The sequence below is a fragment of the Ottowia sp. genome, from assembly GCF_047975795.1.
In the GTDB taxonomy this organism is placed as follows: Bacteria; Pseudomonadota; Gammaproteobacteria; order Burkholderiales; family Burkholderiaceae_C; genus Ottowia.
The window spans coordinates 14148-32446 of sequence record NZ_JBKEEE010000022.1 but is presented as its reverse complement, the minus strand read 5'-3'; the positions used below and the strand labels follow the sequence as shown (position 1 = coordinate 32446).

Here is an 18299-nt window from a genome sequence, read left to right as displayed (position 1 = left end):
ACAGTTAAGTATCAAGTCGATGATGACGCCGCAAGCGGGCAGCGTCAACCGCAGAGGCCGTGATGGGCGGTTTCGGGCGTGATTCGCGCGCCTTCCTGTCCCAAGACCCATGGATACGTGAATTTATTTGTAGATACCACCTGTCCATCCTGGCTGCGAGCGCTGCCCTTGGTATTCACCCACGAGGTCGATTGCGTTAAGGTGATTCATGTTCAAGAGCGTATTCAAAGTTTTTGCGAGGAGACGTTGAACACGCTCCAGGACACTCGCTTCCAACCTCATGGAGGATGTGATTCATGGCCAAACGGATGACCACCCCCCAACTGAGCACTTCCCACCTGCAAGCGGGCCTGCTGGCTTCGCCTGGGTTGACGGATGCGCCGGTGCTGGATTTGATGTGCTCGCAATTCGTGCTGACGCTGGCCGCGCAGCAGGGCGGCAAATTCAACGTGCGGCGCGACATCAATGGACTGATGGCGCTGGCCGGTCGCCACCTGGTATGGCCTGAGCCGGTATTGGCGCGACTGCGCGGTTTTTTGGCTCGCCGCTGCAAGGACAACGAATTCTGGCGCGGGCATGAAGCGCTGGACAACCGCGAATTTCTGGCGCGGCACGGCCTTTGGCGCGGCCCTTACGAAGAAGGCACGTTGTTCTTTTATTTGGACGAATATGCCAAAGACGCCCCCAAGGATTTGCTGGCGCTGTTGGCCGCCACCGGCCAGTGGCTGGGGCATGCACTGAAAAAGCAGTCCACCCTGGTGCAGAAAAACATCGACGCGCTGGCCAAGCTGTTGCAATTGAACAAGGCCGAGCGCGCGCTGCTGCTGTACGGCACGCTGGCGCGTTACCAGCGCGATCTGCGCAGCATTTTGGTGGAGTTCAAAGTCAACAACGCGCCCGAAGCTTATGCCGCCATCGCCACCCTGGCCGGAGTGAAGGCGGACGAAGTGGGCGAGGCGCTGCGCGCCGGTGGGCGGCTGGAGCGCATTGGCCTGGTCGAGAACCTGATTTCAGAGCACAGCATCACCGACCTGGCCGATTTGATGAAGGTCAGCGAAAAGCTGCCGCCGGTGCTGATGCGCGAGTATCGTGACCGCGCTGAGCTGATGGCGGTGTTCACCCGCCCGGCGAGTCCAAGCGGGCTGAAGGCGGACGACTTCAGTTTCGTGGGCGACGACGTGCAAGTGCTGATTAACCTGTTGCGCAAGGCGCAGGCCACTCAGGCACAGGGCGTCAACGTGCTGATGTACGGCCCGCCCGGCACCGGCAAGACCGAGCTGGCCAAGGTGATCGCGCGCGAAGCGGGGCTGGATTTGTTTGAAGTGGAATATGCCGATCGGGATGGCAACAGCCTGTCCGGGCGCGACCGCTACCGCTCCATGCAGATCGCGCAAGTGTTCCTCAAAGGCTCGCAGGAAGCTGCGTTGCTGTTCGACGAGGTGGAAGACGTGTTTCCCTCCATCAGCGTCGATGCGGCGGGTCTGATGGCACGCGCCGAGCAGCAGGCGCTGGCCAGCGCCGTCAGCCACAGTGTGAGCGGCAAAGCCTGGGTCAACCAGATTCTGGAAAACAACCCGGTGCCCACCATCTGGATCACCAACCGCATTGAGCAGATTGACCCGGCTTTCAGGCGTCGCTTTGCCTACCATCTGGAGCTGAAATCGCCCCCACCCGGTGCCCGCGAGCAACTGGTGCGCAAGACCTTGCAGGGCGTGGCCGTGAGCGACGGGTTCGTCGCCAAACTGACCGAACGCAAGGGCCTGACACCCGCGCAAATCCGCACTGCGGTGCGCTTTGCCGACCTGGCGCATGTGGGCGATGGTGCTGGTGGCGAGGCGTTCGAGGCCCTGATCGAACGCCAGTTGAAGAACGCCGACGCCGCACTGGGCCGCAAGCCTAATGCCGCCGGTGCCAAGGGCCGCCGCCAGGTCACCACCTACGATCTGGACATGCTGAATGTGGAAAGCCGTTTCGAGGTGCCACGCATCGTTCAGGCACTGAAAGCGCGCGGCCACGGGGCGCTGTGCTTTTACGGTGCGCCCGGCACGGGCAAGACCGCGCTGGGCGAATACATCGCCCAGCAAATGGACAAGCCGCTCATCATCAAGCCCGCCAGCGAATTGGTGAGCAAGTACGTGGGCGATACCGAGCAGAACATGGCCGCCATGTTCCGCGAAGCCAGCGAGGAAAAAGCCGTTCTGCTGCTGGACGAGGCCGACAGTTTTTTACTCGACCGCCGTGGTGCGCAACGCAGTTACGAAGTGACCGAAGTCAACGAGATGCTGCAACAAATGGAGCGCCACGACGGCGTGTTCATCTGCACCACCAACTTGCTGGAACGCATCGACCAGGCGGCGCTACGGCGCTTTGCCTTCAAGATCAAGTTCATGCCGCTGACGGCCGAACAGCGCGAACGCATGTTCATCACCGAAGCCCTGGATGGCCATGCCGATGGGCTGCTGCCCGCGCTGCGCCAGCGGCTTTTGAAACTGGAACAATTGACGCTTGGTGACTTTGCCGCCGTCAAGCACCAGACCGACATTTTGGCCACGGCGTTCAGCCCCGATGAGTTTTTGGAGCAACTGGAGGCCGAGCACCGCATCAAACCCGAGGTGCGCGAGCAGCGTTCGATGGGGTTTGTGTCGTAGCGTTCGTTATGGGCGCTTATTAGGTGCGACCAGGGGTTTGGCCAGCTACGGGCAGGAGCGCGCTCAGGTCGGAAAACTCGGTCGGGGTGACTAGCTCTGTAGCGGGAAATTCGCGTTGTGGTGCACGCTTACTGTTACTGACTGTGTTCATATGTTGGGCTGCCTGCATCTGTTTTCCTATCTGTGCCCGTTCGGCTTTCGACAGCGGTTGTGTCGGCTCGAAGTCACGACGCGCACGAACCTCGTGATCTGGACGTAATGTTGGCCCGATTGGTTGAGCGTTGGTGGTGGCGGCCTCTGCAGGAAGTACAGAGGCTGGCCCTGTTCGTGATGCGGCAGCTTGAGCTACTCGTGTAGCCTGCGCATGGCGAGAGGCTCCGATCCACGCCGCAGGCTCCAGCAGCATGATGGAATGGCCTTTGGCCACGGCGCGCGCAGCCGGGGTGAATACATCGGCGCTGCACAGCAGCACGCCGCCGTTGGCGTTGTGCTGCCGTATGGTTTTGATGAAGCTGCGTACCTCGGCCTCATCGACCATGCTCGCCTGCCAGTAGCGCGCGTGCACCAGGTATTTGCGCGGGCCTTTGTGCAGCCAATGGTCGGCATTGGGCGTCCAGGCCGAGGTGCTGGCGGCGCTGTGCAGGCCGCGCTTTTCAAAAAACAAGGTGGCGTGCCGGGACAGTTGCGTCCAGGCCGAGTCGTGGGTGACGGCAGATGTCGGCGTGTTCGGCCGCACCGGCCCGGGTGTGGATGCAGGAGATCTGGGGCGGAAGGTTTTGGGCGCGGTCTGCTGGCTGTCAGGCCAGATACACAGTGCCACCACCACCGCCACCAAAAACGCCGATGGCCATACGCGCCAAGGGTCGGAACGCCCCCCTATGCTCAATACCAGCAAGGCGACGACCACAGCGGCGGCTACCAAGCCGATGATGAGCCACAGCGCACGGTTGTCCCCGTCAGCCAGGCGGTTGCGTTGGAAGGCGGCGAGCAAAGGGTTGCGGGGCATGATGGTGGTTTGCCGTGCGGGATAAACAAGATAAACGGGACAAACAATGGCATTGTTTGTGGCACGCCCAAGGCGGCAAATTCGACACCTATTGTGGACGCAGCCGGACGCTTTGCCTGTGCGCCATTTCACAACCGTTACAGATTTGGGTGTATCCCGCCGGGACAACACCCCGGAGTGTGCATTTGTAACTACTGGCGCAGTGTCTGTGCGGTGCCAGGCAGGTTGAGACGGCTGGTTTAGCTCAAAGTGTGCATGACACGCAACACTTCCTGCCCATACCGTTCCAGCTTGGTCGCACCAATGCCGCTGACGCCTTGCAGATCCGACAGGGTTTGTGGCGCACGTGCGGCAATGGCGGCCAGGGTAGCGTCGTGAAAGATCACGTAAGCGGGTAGGTTGTGCTCGCGCGCGACTTCGCCCCGCCAGGCTTTGAGGGCGGCAAAGCGGGTTTGCGCGGCGCTGTTTAACTCCGCCACTGCGGGCGACAGCGCCGTGCGGGCGCTGCCATCGCGCGTGCGTCTTTTGCGGGCTGTGGGCGTGGCGCTGACTGCACGCAGGCGCACAGTTTGTTCGCCACGCAAAATGGGCCGTGCAGCGGGCAACAGCTTTAGTGTGTTGAAAGCTTGTGCGTCCACCTGCACGGCGCCGGTGGCGATCAACTGGCGCAGCACGCCACGCAACTGCGTTTCGGTAAATTCCGCCCCGATGCCGAAAGTCGATATCTGCTGATGGCCGTATTGCGCCACTTTGTCGGTGGCCTTGCCGCGCAGGATGTCCATCAGGTGGCCTGCGCCAAAGGCGATGCCGCTCATTTGCTGCACGCGAAAGATGGTGGACAACAGCTTGCGCGCACAGTCGGTAGCGTCCCACACATCGGGTGGGTTCAGGCAGTTGTCGCAGGTGCCGCAGAAACCGGGCCGGTAGCGGGGTGCACAATCGTCATCAAACTGACCGCTATCGCTTGTTGTTACTGCGCTATAAGCTATTGATTTGATGGCATTCTGGCCGGTTTCCATGGCCTCGCCAAAGTAGCCCAACAGCCGTTCGCGGCGGCAGCCGGTGGCCTCGGCCAGGGCCAGCAGGGCATCGAGCTTGCCGCGCATCACTTGCTTGAAGTTCTCCTCGGCCGGACTTTCGTCGATCATGCGCCGCTGGTTCACCACGTCTTGCAGGCCGTAGGTCATCCAGGCGTCGGCCGGTGCGCCGTCGCGGCCGGCGCGTCCGGTTTCCTGGTAGTAGCCTTCGATGTTCTTGGGCATGTCGACGTGGGCGACAAAGCGCACGTCAGGCTTGTCGATGCCCATGCCAAAGGCGATGGTGGCCACCATGACGATGCCGTCCTGACGCAAAAAGCGGTCCTGGTGCTGCTGGCGCACTGCGGCATCCAGCCCCGCGTGGTAGGGCAGCGCGGCCACGCCGTGGTGGTTCAGCGTGGCGGCTAATTCGTCTACCCGCTTGCGCGACTGGCAGTAGACGATGCCCGCTTCGCCTTCGTGCTCGCGTTCAATGAATTGCAACAACTGGCGCGTAGGGTCTTTCTTCTCAACGATGGCGTAACGGATGTTGGGTCGGTCAAAGCTGCTGACGAACTGCTGCGCATCTTGCAGTTGCAGCCGCTCCACGATGTCGGCGCGCGTGGTGGCGTCGGCCGTGGCCGTCAGGGCAATGCGCGGCACGGTGGGCCAGCGCTCGTGCAGCACGGTGAGCTGGCGGTATTCAGGCCGAAAGTCGTGCCCCCACTGGCTGACGCAATGCGCCTCGTCAATGGCGAACAGGCTCAGGTTGCCGTTGGCGTGCAGCGTGTCCAGCAAGCCCCAAAAGCGCGGCGTGCCCACGCGCTCTGGGGCGGCGTACAACAGCGTGATCTGGCCCGCCAGCAGGCGTTGCTCAATGGCTTCGGTCTGTTCCCAGTTCTGGGTGCTGTTCAAAAATGCGGCAGGCACGCCCAATTCGTCCAGCGCGCCCACTTGGTCGTGCATCAACGCGATCAGCGGCGAGATCACCAGCGTCACCCCGCGCCCGGCGCGCTGGCGCACGATGGCCGGGATCTGGTAGCACAGGCTTTTGCCACCGCCGGTCGGCATCAGCACCAGCGCGTCGCCGCCGCCGCTGACGTGTGCCACGATCTCGGCCTGCTGGCCGCGAAACTGGTTGTAGCCAAACACCTCGTGCAGCACGTGGGTACCCACGGATAGGGGGGATTGGTTGGCGGGGTGTTCAGAGATGGTGGCACGGGGCGAAAGCAAGGTCATGAAGAGCCGATTGTCGTCAATGCGGTGGTGGGCGACAGATGTGCCGGTTAATGGCCACGTTGCAGCAAGACCCAAAGCGGCTTTTTACAATCGCAGGCATGAGTTTGCCCATCTACACCCGCGCCGCTGCGCTGCCAGAGATCCTGAAACACCGTTTGGTCGTCTTGGACGGTGCCATGGGCACCATGATTCAGCGTTTCAAGCTGGGCGAGGCGCAGTACCGGGGCGAAGGCGGGCCGGATGCGGCCATGGTGGCGCGCTTTGCCGATTTGCCCAAGGATGTGAAAGGCAACAACGAGCTGCTGAGTCTGACGCGCCCCGATGTGATCAGCGCCATTCACGAGCAGTACCTCGCCGCCGGGGCTGACCTGATCGAAACCAATACTTTTGGTGCCACCACGGTGGCGCAGGAAGATTACGCCATGCCCGAGCTGGCGCGCGAGATGAATGTGCGGTCAGCCCAATTGGCGCGTGCGGCCTGCGACAAGTTTTCTACTCCCGAGCATCCGCGCTACGTGGCGGGCGCGTTAGGCCCCACGCCGCGCACGGCCAGCATCAGCCCCGACGTGAATGACCCCGGCGCGCGCAATATCACGTTCGAGCAACTGCGCACGGCTTATCTTGAACAAACCGTGGCCTTGATCGAGGGCGGCGCTGATGTGCTGTTGGTCGAAACCATCTTTGACACGCTGAATGCCAAGGCGGCGCTGTTTGCGGTGGACGAAGCGTTTGAGCAAACCGGCGAGCGCCTGCCGCTGATCATCAGTGGCACCGTCACCGATGCTTCGGGCCGCGTGCTGTCGGGCCAGACCGTGACCGCCTTCTGGCACAGCGTGCGCCACGCCCAGCCGTTGGCCGTGGGCCTGAACTGCGCCCTGGGCGCGGCATTGATGCGCCCCTACATCCAGGAGCTGGCCAAGGTGGCGGGCGACACTTTCATCAGCTGCTACCCCAATGCGGGTTTGCCCAACCCCATGAGCGACACCGGCTTTGACGAAACGCCCGAAGTCACCAGCCGTCTGGTGCACGAATTTGCCGCCGAAGGGCTGCTCAACATCGTCGGCGGCTGCTGCGGCACCACGCCCGAGCACATCAGCGCCATCGCCCGCGCTGTCGGCCCACTGGCACCGCGCGGCGTGCATGCGGCGGGGTTTTACCGTGAAGCGGCGTGAGTTTTAAGTAAAAAGTGCCTTCGGTGCTTGCTGGTCAAGCGCCATAAGCTCTTCTTTTGATAGCGATTGAGCAAGCGTCGCATGGCAGATGCCGCGCAGTAGATACCGCAGTTTGAGGCGCTATTGCGACTCTCAGACTGTATACGCCTCCAGCCCCAGCGCGACCACCGTGGCCACGTCGGTGCCCACGGCGTCGTGAAATTCGGCTTCGGCTTGCGCCACGGCTTCTTTGAACGCCGTCAGCCAGTCCAGCCCGACGGGGGTGAAGACGATGCGCCGGGCGCGGGCGTCGCGCGGATCGACCTCGCGCGCCACCAGGCCCCAGGCTTCGCACTGGTCCACCAAGTCGCCCATGGACTGCTTGGATATCCCGGCCGATTGCGCCAGAGCCGTCAAACGCGCGCCTTCCAGGGGCAAATGGCGGGTGATGTGAATGTGCGCCGCGCCCACTTTGTCGCGTGCGGCCAGGTTGGCCAGCGCCAGCGGCGCACGTTCGCTGGCCGCCATCAGTTGCAGCACGCGGGCGTCAAAACGACGCATGGCGTGGCCCAGCAAGCGGCCCAGGTGGGTCTGGCGCCAGCGGTCGTCGTAGGAAGCAGTTTCATACATTTGAAAATGATAAGGCAAACTGACTTAAAAATAGCTTTACTCAAATTAATGTATTCTTATACAGTCCTGTTCATGCGCCCAGTACATGCGTATTCGCAAGCCGTGATAACGGCGCTATCACATTGATTAAAAAGGAGAAAATTATGGATATGGCCGTTGCTGACAAGGGCGAAAAAGCCAAGGCTTTGCAAGCCGCGCTGGCGCAAATCGAAAAGCAGTTTGGTAAAGGCACCATCATGCGCCTGGGTGAAGGCGAGGCGGTGGCGGACATTCAGACCGTTTCTACTGGCTCGTTGGGGCTGGACATTGCGCTGGGCGTGGGCGGCTTGCCGCGTGGCCGGGTGATCGAAATTTATGGCCCTGAAAGATCGGGCAAGACCACGCTGACGCTGCAAGTGCTTGCCGAGATGCAACAGCAGGGCGGCACCTGCGCCTTCATCGACGCCGAGCACGCGTTGGACACGGGCTACGCCGAAAAGCTGGGCGTGAACCTGCAAGACATGCTGATCAGCCAGCCGGACACGGGCGAGCAGGCGCTGGAGATTGTGGATTCGCTGGTGCGTTCGGGTGCGGTGGATCTGGTGGTGGTCGATTCGGTGGCCGCGCTGGTGCCCAAGGCCGAGATTGAGGGCGAAATGGGCGATCAGTTGCCCGGCTTGCAAGCGCGTTTGATGAGCCAGGCGCTGCGCAAGCTCACGGCCAATATCAAGAAGACCAACTGCACGGTGATTTTCATCAACCAGATCCGCATGAAGATTGGCGTGATGTTTGGCAGCCCAGAGACGACCACCGGCGGCAATGCGCTGAAGTTTTATGCCAGCGTGCGGTTGGACATCCGCCGCATCGGCACCATCAAAAAAGGCGACGTGGCTGTGGGCAACGAAACCCGGGTCAAGGTGGTGAAAAACAAGGTCAGCCCGCCGTTCAAGATGGCCGAGTTCGACATCATGTTTGGCCAAGGTATCTCGCGCGAGGGCGAAATCATCGACATGGGCGTGACCGCCAAGGTGCTGGACAAATCCGGGGCCTGGTACGCCTACAGCGGCGAAAAAATTGGCCAGGGCCGCGACAATGCGCGCGAGTTTCTGCGCGAAAACCCCGATCTGGCCGCCGAGATTGAAAACAAGGTGCGCGAAAGCCTGGGCATTGCTTTGCTGCACCCCGGTGCAGGTGCAGAGACTGCCGGCGAAACTTGATGGGCTGCCCATGCCGAAAGGTTGGAGACCAATAATGCGGATGACGGATCGATGCGCTCTCCACCGCTTTCGCTGAAAGGGCGCGCGTTGCGCTATCTGGCCGCACGCGAACATTCGCGCGCCGAGTTGGAGCGCAAGCTGGCTCCGCACGTGGGTGCCGATGCAGATGGGGAAGCGGAGTCAGGCTTGAGTGACTTGGCCCGCGTGCTGGATGAGTTGACTGCCAAAGGCTTCATCAGCGAAGTGCGCGTGGCTGAATCGGTGTTGCACCGTCGTGCTGCGCGTTTAGGAAGTGCCCGCGTGTTGCAGGAGCTGCGTGCCAAAGGCTTGCCGGGTGCCGTGGTGCAAGATGCCGCCGAACAATTGCGCGCCACCGAGCTGTACCGCGCTCGGCAAGTTTGGCGCGCCAAATTTGGCACCCTGCCCGCCGACGCTGCAGGGCGCGCCAAACAAATGCGCTTTTTGGCCAGTCGCGGCTTTGCGGGTGATGTGATTCGCCGGGCGCTGGCGGCAGAAGCTGCGGGAGAGCCACTGGATGACGAAGTAAAGTCTTCAGCGCCTGAATGATAACGGACGTTTATGGTTTGGAGGGCGAGGGCTTGAAGCGCAAGACAAAGTTCGCAGTTTGTCCCTTTTTGGTGCGTGCAGGTAGCGCAAGGGTTTGACATCGACTTATGTTCTTGAGTTCAATATCAGGTTGGCGTCACGTGTCGACGCTTGCCAGATCGCTAATGGTCAATTTGTGCCACAGCGTGGAATTGAATTCAAACCATCTCGATGCACAAGGTTTATGTACTGAGCGCCAAAGGCCAGAGGGAGCGCAACGCACCACACCCTGTCTTGCCGAAAGAACTGGGGGCTTTGTTGTGCTTGGTTGACGGGCATCGTACTGCAGCCGAGCTGGTGTCCACCATGCCGGGTAAGTCGGCGGTGGTGGCGGGCGGTTTGCGATGGCTCAAGGCTTCAGGCTATATCAGTGTGGTGGATGGCTACAAATCAACCATTCGGGAGGGAGGACTGACACAGCCAGCCGACACTCACAGTCGATCAGCATTGGTTTACCACACGACCCCGGCGCCCGTGGCTGCGCCGCCAAGTACGAGTGGTGCCGCCGCCGAACTGGGGGCCGTGCATTCAGCGCCTGTGCAAGTCTCTTACGCTCGCTCTGATGACGACGTGAGTCGTATTTTGTCGGACTTTATGGTGCAGTCCATTCGGCGGCACCTGGGTGAAGGTGGGTATGTGTATCGTCGTCAGATAGAGCGCGCGATCAGTGTGGACGATCTGTTACCCCATCTGAATCCGCTGATTGACGCCATTGTTGAGCGGACCGGAGCAGATGCAGGTGCTGAGTTTGCCGATACTGCGGCGTTCATCCTGCGACCGCAGGATAGAGATGTGACCTTGCGTTAAGGTGTATGCCAGCTTGGTGCGCAGGGCTATAAACCCAGCATCAGTTGCAGGTTTTGCACTGCCGCGCCGCTGGCACCTTTGCCCAGGTTGTCCAGCCGGGCGACGCAGACGGCTTGTCGCGCATCATCTGCGCCAAACACCCGGATTTCGAGCTGGTTGGTGCCCTTTAGGGCGATGGCGTCCAGCTTGCCGGATTCGGACGCGGATTCAACGCTCACGTTGTCCGCATCGGCGTAATGGGCGCGGTAGCACTCACGCAAATGCTCCAGATTGACCGCGGTGGGCAGTGTGTCCAGGTGCAGCGGCAACTCGACCAACATGCCTTGATCGAAATTGCCCACGCTGGGCACAAACAGGGGGCAACGCGTGACGCGCCCGTACTGCATGATTTCAGGAATGTGTTTGTGCTTCAGGCCCAACGCGTACAGTTCAAAAGCGGGCGCTTGGCCGCTTTCATAAGCCTCGATCATCGACCTGCCACCGCCAGTGTAGCCGCTGACGGCAGGCAGTGTGATGGGGTGATCGGGCGGCAGCAGGCCTGCATCCACCAACGGCCGCAGCAGGGCAATGGCACCGGTGGCATAGCAGCCAGGGTTGGCCACCCGTTCGGCCGACTGCACCAGGGTGCGCTGCTGCGCCGACAGCTCGGGAAAGCCGTAGACCCAGCCTGTGCTGACGCGGTGCGCGGTGCTGGCGTCGATGATGCGGGGTTGGTTGCCGGACAACTGGTCGATCATGACGACCGATTCGCGCGCCGCGTCATCGTGCAGGCACAAAATGACCAGGTCGACTGCGGCCATGATCTCCCGCTTGGCTTGCGGGTCTTTGCGCCGTGCGGGGTCAATGCTGACCAGTGTGACGCCAGGTATCTGGTGCAGGCGCTCGCGAATTTGCAGGCCAGTGGTGCCTGCTTCGCCGTCAATGAATACTTGGGCCATCCGTCATCCTTGTGCACGGCTGCGTCATGGCAACGTCAGCCGCCGTGTGCATATTCGCACGGTTTGCCATGATACATTCCGCTTCGTGCGGAGCGTTGCGGCGTCGTGATGGCGGTGTTGACGCGCTTTCTTCTTTCTGTGGGGCCATTGGCCTTATAGCCACACACCAACTATTCCAGAGGGGTTCAATGAAGATCCACGAGTACCAGGGTAAGGACATCCTGCGCCAGTTTGGCGTGCCTGTGCCCAGCGGCATTCCCGCATTCACCGTTCAAGAAGCCGTGGAAGCGGCGCAAAAGCTGGGTGGCCCGGTGTGGGTCGTCAAAGCCCAGATTCACGCTGGTGGCCGCGGCAAGGGCGGCGGCGTCAAGGTGGCCAAGTCGCTGGACCAGGTTAAGGAGATGGCGGGCCAGATTCTGGGCATGCAGCTCAAGACCCACCAAACGGGGCCGGAAGGGCAAAAAGTACGCCGCCTGTACATCGAAGATGGCGCAGACATCCAGAAAGAATATTACTTGTCGGTGGTGACCGACCGGGCCTCGCAGAAGGTGGCGTTCATCGCCTCCAGCGAAGGTGGCATGGACATTGAAGAAGTAGCGCATAAAACGCCCGAGAAAATCGTCAAGGTGTTCGTCGACCCGCTGGTGGGCTTGACCGATGCTCAAGGTCAGGAGCTGGCCAAGGGCGTGCAGATGCCCGCCGATTCGGTGCCGCAGTTTGTGGACGTGTGTCAAAAGCTCTACAAGTGCTACATGGACACTGACGCCAGTCTGGTCGAGATCAACCCGCTCAACCGCGACAGCAAAGGCAACATCATCGCGCTGGACGCCAAGTTCAACTTTGACAGCAATGCGCTGTTCCGCCACGCTGACGTGGTGGCGCTGCGCGACCTGGACGAAGAAGACCCGGCTGAGGTCGAGGCCAGCAAGTTCGACCTGGCCTACATCAGCCTGGACGGCAATATCGGCTGCTTGGTCAACGGCGCGGGTCTGGCCATGGCGACCATGGACACCATCAAGCTGTTCGGTGCCGAACCGGCCAACTTTCTTGACGTGGGTGGCGGTGCTACGCCTGAGAAGGTGACCGAAGCCTTCAAGATCATGCTTAAAAACCCCAAGGTCAAGGCTATTTTGGTCAACATCTTCGGCGGCATCATGCGCTGCGACACCATTGCCACGGGCGTGATCACGGCCTCCAAAGCGGTGGACTTGAAGGTGCCGCTGGTGGTGCGCATGAAGGGCACCAACGAAGACCTGGGCAAGAAGATGCTGGCCGACTCGGGCCTGCCCATCATCAGTGCCGACACCATGGCCGAGGCGGCGCAAAAAGTTGTGGCTGCAGTGAAGTGAGGAAATTGAGATGAGCATCTACATCAACAAAAACACCAAGGTCATCACCCAGGGCATCACGGGCAAGACCGGCCAGTTTCACACCGAAAAGTGCATCGAATATGCCAACGGCAAGCACTGCTTTGTGGCGGGCGTGAACCCCAAGAAAGCAGGCGAGAAGATTTTTGACGTGCCGATCTTCGCCACCGTCAAAGACGCGGCCAAGCAAACCGGTGCCACGTGCAGCGTGATCTACGTGCCGCCAGCAGGCGCTGCTGCGGCCATTTGGGAGGCGGTGGATGCCGACCTGGACTTCGTGATCTGTATTACCGAAGGCATCCCCATCAAGGACATGCTGGAAGTGCGCAACAAGATGAAGACCAAAGAAGCCAAGGGTGGCAAAAAGACTTTGCTGCTCGGCCCCAACTGCCCCGGCATCATCACGCCGGACGAGATCAAGATCGGCATCATGCCGGGCCACATCCACAAAAAAGGCCGCGTTGGTGTGGTTAGCCGCTCTGGCACGCTGACCTACGAAGCGGTGGCGCAGTTGACTGAATTGGGCATTGGCCAATCCACCGCGGTCGGCATCGGAGGCGACCCGATCAACGGCCTGAAGCACATCGACGTGATGCAAGCCTTCAACGACGACCCGGACACCGACGCCGTCATCATGATCGGCGAGATTGGCGGTCCTGACGAAGCTGAAGCCGCGCGTTGGTGCAAAGACCACATGAAAAAACCCATCGTTGGCTTTATCGCCGGTGTCACCGCGCCCCCTGGCAAGCGCATGGGACATGCGGGTGCCTTGATTTCAGGTGGTGCCGACACGGCCGAGGCCAAATTGACGGTCATGGAAGAGTGCGGCTTTACGGTCACGCGCAATCCGTCTGAAATGGGCAAGCTGCTCAAGGCATTGCTCAAATAACTTTTGCCGATCGCTTCGGCCCGACGCAGGGCTGAAGCGAAAAGGGTCTTTTTTCTGCGCAGGTCTGGTGGTGTATGCAAGGTTTTTGCATGATGGTCTGAAGCCAGAACAGTCAGAGACCATGATCCACGATGACATAGCGCTCAAGCTGCCACATGAAATTTGAGTACGCTGCCGCAACCGATGTGGGGCGCATACGCACCAACAACGAAGATGCCGTTTCGGTGAATGCCGAATACGACGTGGCGGTACTGGCCGATGGCATGGGCGGCTACAACGCAGGTGAAGTGGCCAGCGCCATGGCGGTGGAGGACATTACCTCGGAGCTTGTCCGCTGGCTTACAGAAGCTTCCTGGCAGGCGGACGTTCGCGACGTGCGCCGCGCGATGGAAATTTGCGTGGACAACGTCAACCGCACCATTTTTGATGCCTCGAACACCAATCCGGCGTACGTTGGTATGGGAACCACACTGGTCATGACCGTACGACATGGACATCAACTGATCATTGGCCACGTGGGTGATTCTCGTGCCTACAGGTGGCGCAGCGGCACTTTGACCCAACTGACCAAAGACCATTCGCTGTTGCAAGAGCAGATCGATATGGGATTGATTACGCATGAAGAGGCTGCGCTCTCCAGTAATCGCAACTTGGTAACACGTGCATTGGGGGTAGAAGACGCAGTGCTGCTCGACGTGCAAGAGAGTCCTGTGCAGCAAGATGACATTTATTTGTTGTGCTCAGATGGGCTGACGGACATGGTCGCCGAGGCTGATATAGCCGACTTTTTTTCTGAAACAGAGGGTTTGCCTGAGTTGGCTTATGGGTTAATTGATATGGCCAACATGGCAGGAGGGCGTGACAACATCTCCGTGGTTGTCATTAAGGCAAGGAAAGCGCCGAAAAAGTCCGGAGCGATCTCAAAATTCTTAAGAAAATAGGTGCAATTAGCGTCAAGAGCCGATATTCTGCAAGGTCTTTTATGTTGCATAGCCAATCATCACTTAAGCGCGCGCCAGGAGTTCGCACATGCCCAAGTTGATCGTTTCGATCGACGGAATTGTCGTCAAAGAAGTTCAGGTTACCAGAGAGCGCTCGACCATTGGGCGTAGACCTTACAACGACATCGTCATTGATAACCTGGCTGTGAGTGGTGAGCACGCTGTAATCCACCTCTCTTCTGGTCAAGCGTCTTTGGAAGACCTTGGCAGCACCAACGGAACCTTCGTCAACGGCAAAGCGATCAAAAAACAGGTGCTAAGTCACGACGACATTATTGAAGTCGGCAAGTACAAAATCAAATTCCTGAATGAGGACGGAGCATCTTTTTCAACAGGCTTGGCAGCCCCACCAGAGCCTATACCTGCTACCTCAGAGGCGCTTGCACCGAGCTTGGGCGCAGATACCACGCCTGCTGTGGTATCACAGGCTGTTGAACGCCCGCGAGTGCGTGTACTGACCGGCACTGCCAGCGGACGGGAAATGTTGCTCACCAAAGTCGTGACGACCATTGGCAAGCCAGGCCTTTCCGTGGCGTCGATTATTCGCAAACCGCACGGCTGCGAGTTAAGCCATGTGGAAGGCGACATCATCGCCACCGTAAACGGCGTTTCTGTCCAAGGCGCGCCGACTGCCCTGAAAAATCACGACCAGATTGAGCTGGGCGGTATTCGCCTTGAATTCCTGGATCATTGAGGCGTGAACCGCCTCGCGGCTCGTTCGTGATCCGCTTTCGCTTCTTTCAGCGGCATCGAACCCGCACTCTGATGACAGCGGCATTGCTGCTGCTGGCTGTTTTGCATGCATCGGGCGGGTGGGTGCAGCCGCCGCTCACGCGTCTGGAAGAAGGCATTTACGACCTGCGCTTGCGTGCCACCATGCCGCGTACGCTGGACGATCGTGTGGTCATCATTGATATTGACGAAGCCAGCCTGTCCCGGTTTGGCCAGTGGCCTTGGAGCCGTTCGCTGGTGGCGCAGTTGATCTTGGAGTTGACCCAGCGCCAGCAGGTGGCGGCCTTGGGCGTCGACGTGGTGTTTGCCGAGGCCGACCGCAGCTCCACCTTGCAGCAGTTCGAGCAATTGGCGCGCGAAGATTTGCAGCACGATGAGGCATTTCAGGCGTGGCTGGCGCGCCACCGCGCCACGCTGGATCACGATGTCGTGCTGGCGCAGGCGCTGGCCAAAGGGCCAACGGCTTTGGGCTACTACTTCACCAGCGACCGCGATGCCCGCCAATCCGGGCAGTTGCCTTCGCCTGTGGGTCCGGTGGATGGGCATCCTCGGGGAATGCTTTATTGGGATGGCTATGGAGCCAACATTGAGGTGTTGACCGATGCGGCCAGGCAGGCGGGGTTCTTCAACTCCATTGCTGACCCTGATGGCAGCGTCCGCGCGGCACCGCTGGTGGCGGCTTATCAGGGGCAGTTGTACGAATCGTTGTCGCTGGCCACACTGCGTCTGGGTCAAGGGCGGGTGCCATTGCGTGTGGAACGGGCAGGCACGGGTGCTGATGCGCCAGTGCAAGGCGTGATACTGGGGCCCAGCCTGCGCGTGCCGATGGACGAGCGCGGTGCCGCGTTGGTGTCCTACCGTGGCCCCGGCGGCGTGCATGGCGGATCGTTTCGCTACATCTCCGCTGTCGATGTTTTACAGGGAAAGCTGCCTGAAGGCAGCCTGAAGGGGCGTTATGCGCTGATCGGCTTCACGGCCCCAGGCTTGATGGATTTGCGCACCACGCCTGTGGGCGAGGCCTATCCCGGCGTTGAAGTGCACGCCAACCTGATCTCGGGCATGCTCGATGGTCGTATCCCCAGGCAGCCGCATGACGTGGCTGCGATTGAGCTGCTGCTGCTGCTGGGCCTTGGCGTGATACTGGTGGTGGGCTTGCCTCGGCTGCCTGTGGTGCGGGCATTGGTGCTGGGCGTGGGCGTGATGTTGGCACTGGTGGTGGGCAACACGGCCTTGTATGTGGGGGCGGACTTGGTGTTGCCGCTGGCATCTGCGCTGGTTATGAGCTTTGTGGCCCTGGTGGTCAACATGGTACTGGGCTACATGGACGAGAGCCGGGCCAAGCGCGAGCTGGCGCAGCAGTTTGCCACCTACGTGCCACCTGAGCTGGTGCGGCAAATGTTGCGCAACCCCGAGCGCTACAGCATGCAGGCGCGCACACAAGAGTTGACAGTGATGTTCTGCGACCTGCGGGGCTTTACCAGCCTGTCCGAAGGCATGGACCCTGTGGTGCTGCAAAATCTGCTCAACGACGTGCTCAGCCGTCTGACACAGGTCATTCGCGCGCATGGTGGCACCATTGACAAATACATGGGCGACTGCGTCATGGCTTTTTGGGGCGCGCCTATCACCATGGACGACCATGCCCGGCGCGCCGTGGATGCCGCCCTGGACATCCGCCAGGCGGTGCGTCAGATGAATGTGGAGCGCGCCGCCAGGCAGCAGCCCACGGTAGAAGTCGGTATAGGTTTGAACACCGGCCTGATGTCGGTCGGCAACATGGGGTCGGACGTGCGGCGCGCCTACACCGTGATTGGCGACGCGGTCAATCTGGCGTCCCGGCTGGAAGGCTTGTCGCGTATCTACGGGGTCGATCTGGTTGCCAGCCAGGCCACCGTGGAGCAGGCCGCAGCGGCAGGCCATATTTGGCAAGAACTGGACCGCGTGCGCGTCAAAGGTAAATCCAATGCAGTGCACATCTACACCGTCAGGGCGCAGGCGGGGAAATCGACGCCTGAGCAGGCGAAAGAGTTGACACAAGAGCTGGTGTTGTGGAACACCGCACTGGCGCACTGGCGCGCCAGTCGCTTTGAAGAATGCAAAACCATCGTTGAGTCATTACAGCAACAGAACGTCAACTATTACCTTTACCGTCTGTACGCCGAACGGGTAGTGTCGTACCTTCATCAGCCGCCCGATCCCAATTGGGCAGGTACGGCCAAATTTGAAGACAAGTAAGCACAGACATAGGGAGGTGGCTCGATGAGGGTGCGCGTACTCGGCTGCTCTGGTGCCATTGCCCGGGGCTGCAAAACCACCTCGTTTCTGGCAGGCGAAAGTTTGCTGGTGGACGCAGGCACCGGCGCCGGCGATTTGACGCGTGACGAAATGCTGCGCATTGACGACGTGCTGCTGACCCACGCCCATCTTGACCACATCGCCTGCCTGCCCCTGATGGTCGATACCGTGGCCGCAGCGCGCGCAGGCCGCCCGCTGCGTGTGCATGCGCTGCCAGAAACGCTGACCGCCTTGCGCCAGCACATCTTCAACGGCGTCATCTGGCCCGACTTCAGCCGCCTGCCTTCTTCCGATTACCCGTTGCTCACCTTCAAGCCACTGGCTGTCGGTGACGTGCTCACCTTGGATGAGCATTGCATCGAAGTGCTGCCCGCCCAGCACGCCGTGCCCGCTGTGGGCTATGCGCTGCGCAGCGCCGCAGATGACGCCGCGCCCTGGTGGGTCTTCAGCGGCGACACCGAACGCAATCCTGGCTTTTGGGCGCGCGTCAACCAGATGAACGTGGCCGCACTGGTGATTGAAACCGCCTTCAGCAACCGCGAGCGCGAACTGGCGCGCCTGGCGCGGCACCTCTCGCCCGAAGTGCTGGCCGACGAGCTGGACCAGCTTGACCCTACACGCCGCATCCCCATCTACATCACCCACACCAAACCAGCCGAAACCGAAACCATCATGCGCGAGATTGCCGCACTCGACCAGGTGCGCCCCGGCCAACGTGAAGTGGCGCACGACATCCGCTGGCTCAGCGCCAGCCATGTGTTTCACATCTGAGGGGTTC

15 protein-coding genes are annotated in these 18299 nt (G+C 60.6%); 11 read left to right on the top strand and 4 right to left on the bottom strand.

Annotated features, from left to right (window positions below; translation table 11 throughout):
* Window positions 1–296: 296 nt before the first annotated feature.
* Window positions 297–2648 (top strand): ATP-binding protein, encoded by a 2352-nt coding sequence (locus ACK5NW_RS03095; protein WP_416924941.1) that lies wholly within the window; start codon window positions 297–299, stop codon window positions 2646–2648.
* Between the two features lie 19 nt (window positions 2649–2667).
* Here the strand turns inward: ACK5NW_RS03095 and ACK5NW_RS03090 are convergent, their stop codons facing one another.
* Together ACK5NW_RS03090 and ACK5NW_RS03085 are read right to left on the bottom strand one after the other, a co-directional pair.
* Window positions 2668–3654: a restriction endonuclease gene (locus tag ACK5NW_RS03090; protein ID WP_416924939.1), complete on the bottom strand. Its 987-nt coding sequence runs from the start codon at window positions 3652–3654 to the stop codon at window positions 2668–2670.
* Window positions 3655–3893: 239 nt separating this feature from the next.
* Entirely contained in the window at window positions 3894–5909 is a 2016-nt protein-coding gene (locus tag ACK5NW_RS03085; protein ID WP_416924937.1) for a RecQ family ATP-dependent DNA helicase, read from the bottom strand.
* Window positions 5910–6007: 98 nt separating this feature from the next.
* On the opposite strand from ACK5NW_RS03085, the gene ACK5NW_RS03080 reads away from it, so the two are divergent.
* Window positions 6008–7081, top strand: coding sequence for a homocysteine S-methyltransferase family protein (locus ACK5NW_RS03080; RefSeq protein WP_416924935.1), 1074 nt, complete (start codon window positions 6008–6010; stop codon window positions 7079–7081).
* 132 nt (window positions 7082–7213) lie between these two features.
* On the opposite strand, the gene ACK5NW_RS03075 is transcribed toward ACK5NW_RS03080, so the two are convergent.
* Window positions 7214–7690 carry a MarR family winged helix-turn-helix transcriptional regulator gene (locus ACK5NW_RS03075; protein ID WP_416924933.1) on the bottom strand — a complete coding sequence of 159 codons (477 nt, stop codon included), beginning with the start codon at window positions 7688–7690 and terminating at the stop codon, window positions 7214–7216.
* 143 nt (window positions 7691–7833) lie between these two features.
* Between ACK5NW_RS03075 and recA the strand changes: the two genes are divergently transcribed.
* From recA to ACK5NW_RS03060, 3 genes are all read left to right on the top strand, one after another.
* Window positions 7834–8886, top strand: a complete 1053-nt coding sequence (recA, locus tag ACK5NW_RS03070) for a recombinase RecA (protein ID WP_416924931.1) — start codon at window positions 7834–7836, stop codon at window positions 8884–8886.
* Window positions 8887–8937: 51 nt separating this feature from the next.
* Window positions 8938–9453 carry a recombination regulator RecX gene (recX, locus tag ACK5NW_RS03065; RefSeq protein ID WP_416924929.1) on the top strand — a complete coding sequence of 172 codons (516 nt, stop codon included), beginning with the start codon at window positions 8938–8940 and terminating at the stop codon, window positions 9451–9453.
* A gap of 210 nt (window positions 9454–9663) precedes the next feature.
* A complete protein-coding gene (locus tag ACK5NW_RS03060) occupies window positions 9664–10299 on the top strand; it encodes a hypothetical protein (RefSeq protein ID WP_416924927.1) in 636 nt (211 codons plus the stop codon).
* Window positions 10300–10325: 26 nt separating this feature from the next.
* Here ACK5NW_RS03060 and argC read toward each other — a convergent pair whose 3' ends face one another.
* Complete coding sequence (gene argC / locus ACK5NW_RS03055; protein WP_416924925.1) at window positions 10326–11237, bottom strand: N-acetyl-gamma-glutamyl-phosphate reductase; 912 nt, start codon at window positions 11235–11237, stop codon at window positions 10326–10328.
* Window positions 11238–11425: 188 nt separating this feature from the next.
* Here argC and sucC point away from each other — a divergent pair, with 188 nt between their 5' ends.
* The 6 genes from sucC (at window position 11426) to ACK5NW_RS03025 (ending at window position 18292) form a co-directional block, all read left to right on the top strand.
* Window positions 11426–12586, top strand: a complete 1161-nt coding sequence (sucC, locus tag ACK5NW_RS03050; protein ID WP_416924923.1) for an ADP-forming succinate--CoA ligase subunit beta — start codon at window positions 11426–11428, stop codon at window positions 12584–12586.
* A gap of 10 nt (window positions 12587–12596) precedes the next feature.
* Window positions 12597–13493, top strand: coding sequence for a succinate--CoA ligase subunit alpha (gene sucD / locus ACK5NW_RS03045; RefSeq protein WP_416924921.1), 897 nt, complete (start codon window positions 12597–12599; stop codon window positions 13491–13493).
* 155 nt (window positions 13494–13648) lie between these two features.
* Window positions 13649–14434: a Stp1/IreP family PP2C-type Ser/Thr phosphatase gene (locus ACK5NW_RS03040; RefSeq protein ID WP_416924919.1), complete on the top strand. Its 786-nt coding sequence runs from the start codon at window positions 13649–13651 to the stop codon at window positions 14432–14434.
* A gap of 88 nt (window positions 14435–14522) precedes the next feature.
* Window positions 14523–15188, top strand: a complete 666-nt coding sequence (locus tag ACK5NW_RS03035; protein WP_416924917.1) for an FHA domain-containing protein — start codon at window positions 14523–14525, stop codon at window positions 15186–15188.
* Window positions 15189–15259: 71 nt separating this feature from the next.
* Window positions 15260–17461 (top strand): CHASE2 domain-containing protein, encoded by a 2202-nt coding sequence (locus ACK5NW_RS03030; RefSeq protein ID WP_416924915.1) that lies wholly within the window; start codon window positions 15260–15262, stop codon window positions 17459–17461.
* Between the two features lie 24 nt (window positions 17462–17485).
* Window positions 17486–18292: a 3',5'-cyclic-nucleotide phosphodiesterase gene (locus tag ACK5NW_RS03025; RefSeq protein WP_416924913.1), complete on the top strand. Its 807-nt coding sequence runs from the start codon at window positions 17486–17488 to the stop codon at window positions 18290–18292.
* Window positions 18293–18299: the final 7 nt, after the last annotated feature.

Excerpts from the sequence above, each read along its gene's own strand:
- ACK5NW_RS03085 (WP_416924937.1), bottom strand. The coding sequence starts at position 5,909 with ATGACCTTGCTTTCGCCCCGTGCCACCATCTCTGAACACCCCGCCAAC.
- ACK5NW_RS03040 (WP_416924919.1), top strand. The coding sequence starts at position 13,649 with ATGAAATTTGAGTACGCTGCCGCAACCGATGTGGGGCGCATACGCACC.
- ACK5NW_RS03075 (WP_416924933.1), bottom strand. The coding sequence starts at position 7,690 with ATGTATGAAACTGCTTCCTACGACGACCGCTGGCGCCAGACCCACCTG.
- ACK5NW_RS03025 (WP_416924913.1), top strand. The coding sequence starts at position 17,486 with ATGAGGGTGCGCGTACTCGGCTGCTCTGGTGCCATTGCCCGGGGCTGC.
- ACK5NW_RS03090 (WP_416924939.1), bottom strand. The coding sequence starts at position 3,654 with ATGCCCCGCAACCCTTTGCTCGCCGCCTTCCAACGCAACCGCCTGGCT.
- recX (WP_416924929.1), top strand. The coding sequence starts at position 8,938 with ATGCGCTCTCCACCGCTTTCGCTGAAAGGGCGCGCGTTGCGCTATCTG.
- ACK5NW_RS03060 (WP_416924927.1), top strand. The coding sequence starts at position 9,664 with ATGCACAAGGTTTATGTACTGAGCGCCAAAGGCCAGAGGGAGCGCAAC.
- ACK5NW_RS03030 (WP_416924915.1), top strand. The coding sequence starts at position 15,260 with ATGACAGCGGCATTGCTGCTGCTGGCTGTTTTGCATGCATCGGGCGGG.
- recA (WP_416924931.1), top strand. The coding sequence starts at position 7,834 with ATGGATATGGCCGTTGCTGACAAGGGCGAAAAAGCCAAGGCTTTGCAA.
- ACK5NW_RS03080 (WP_416924935.1), top strand. The coding sequence starts at position 6,008 with ATGAGTTTGCCCATCTACACCCGCGCCGCTGCGCTGCCAGAGATCCTG.
- ACK5NW_RS03035 (WP_416924917.1), top strand. The coding sequence starts at position 14,523 with ATGCCCAAGTTGATCGTTTCGATCGACGGAATTGTCGTCAAAGAAGTT.
- sucD (WP_416924921.1), top strand. The coding sequence starts at position 12,597 with ATGAGCATCTACATCAACAAAAACACCAAGGTCATCACCCAGGGCATC.
- ACK5NW_RS03095 (WP_416924941.1), top strand. The coding sequence starts at position 297 with ATGGCCAAACGGATGACCACCCCCCAACTGAGCACTTCCCACCTGCAA.
- argC (WP_416924925.1), bottom strand. The coding sequence starts at position 11,237 with ATGGCCCAAGTATTCATTGACGGCGAAGCAGGCACCACTGGCCTGCAA.
- sucC (WP_416924923.1), top strand. The coding sequence starts at position 11,426 with ATGAAGATCCACGAGTACCAGGGTAAGGACATCCTGCGCCAGTTTGGC.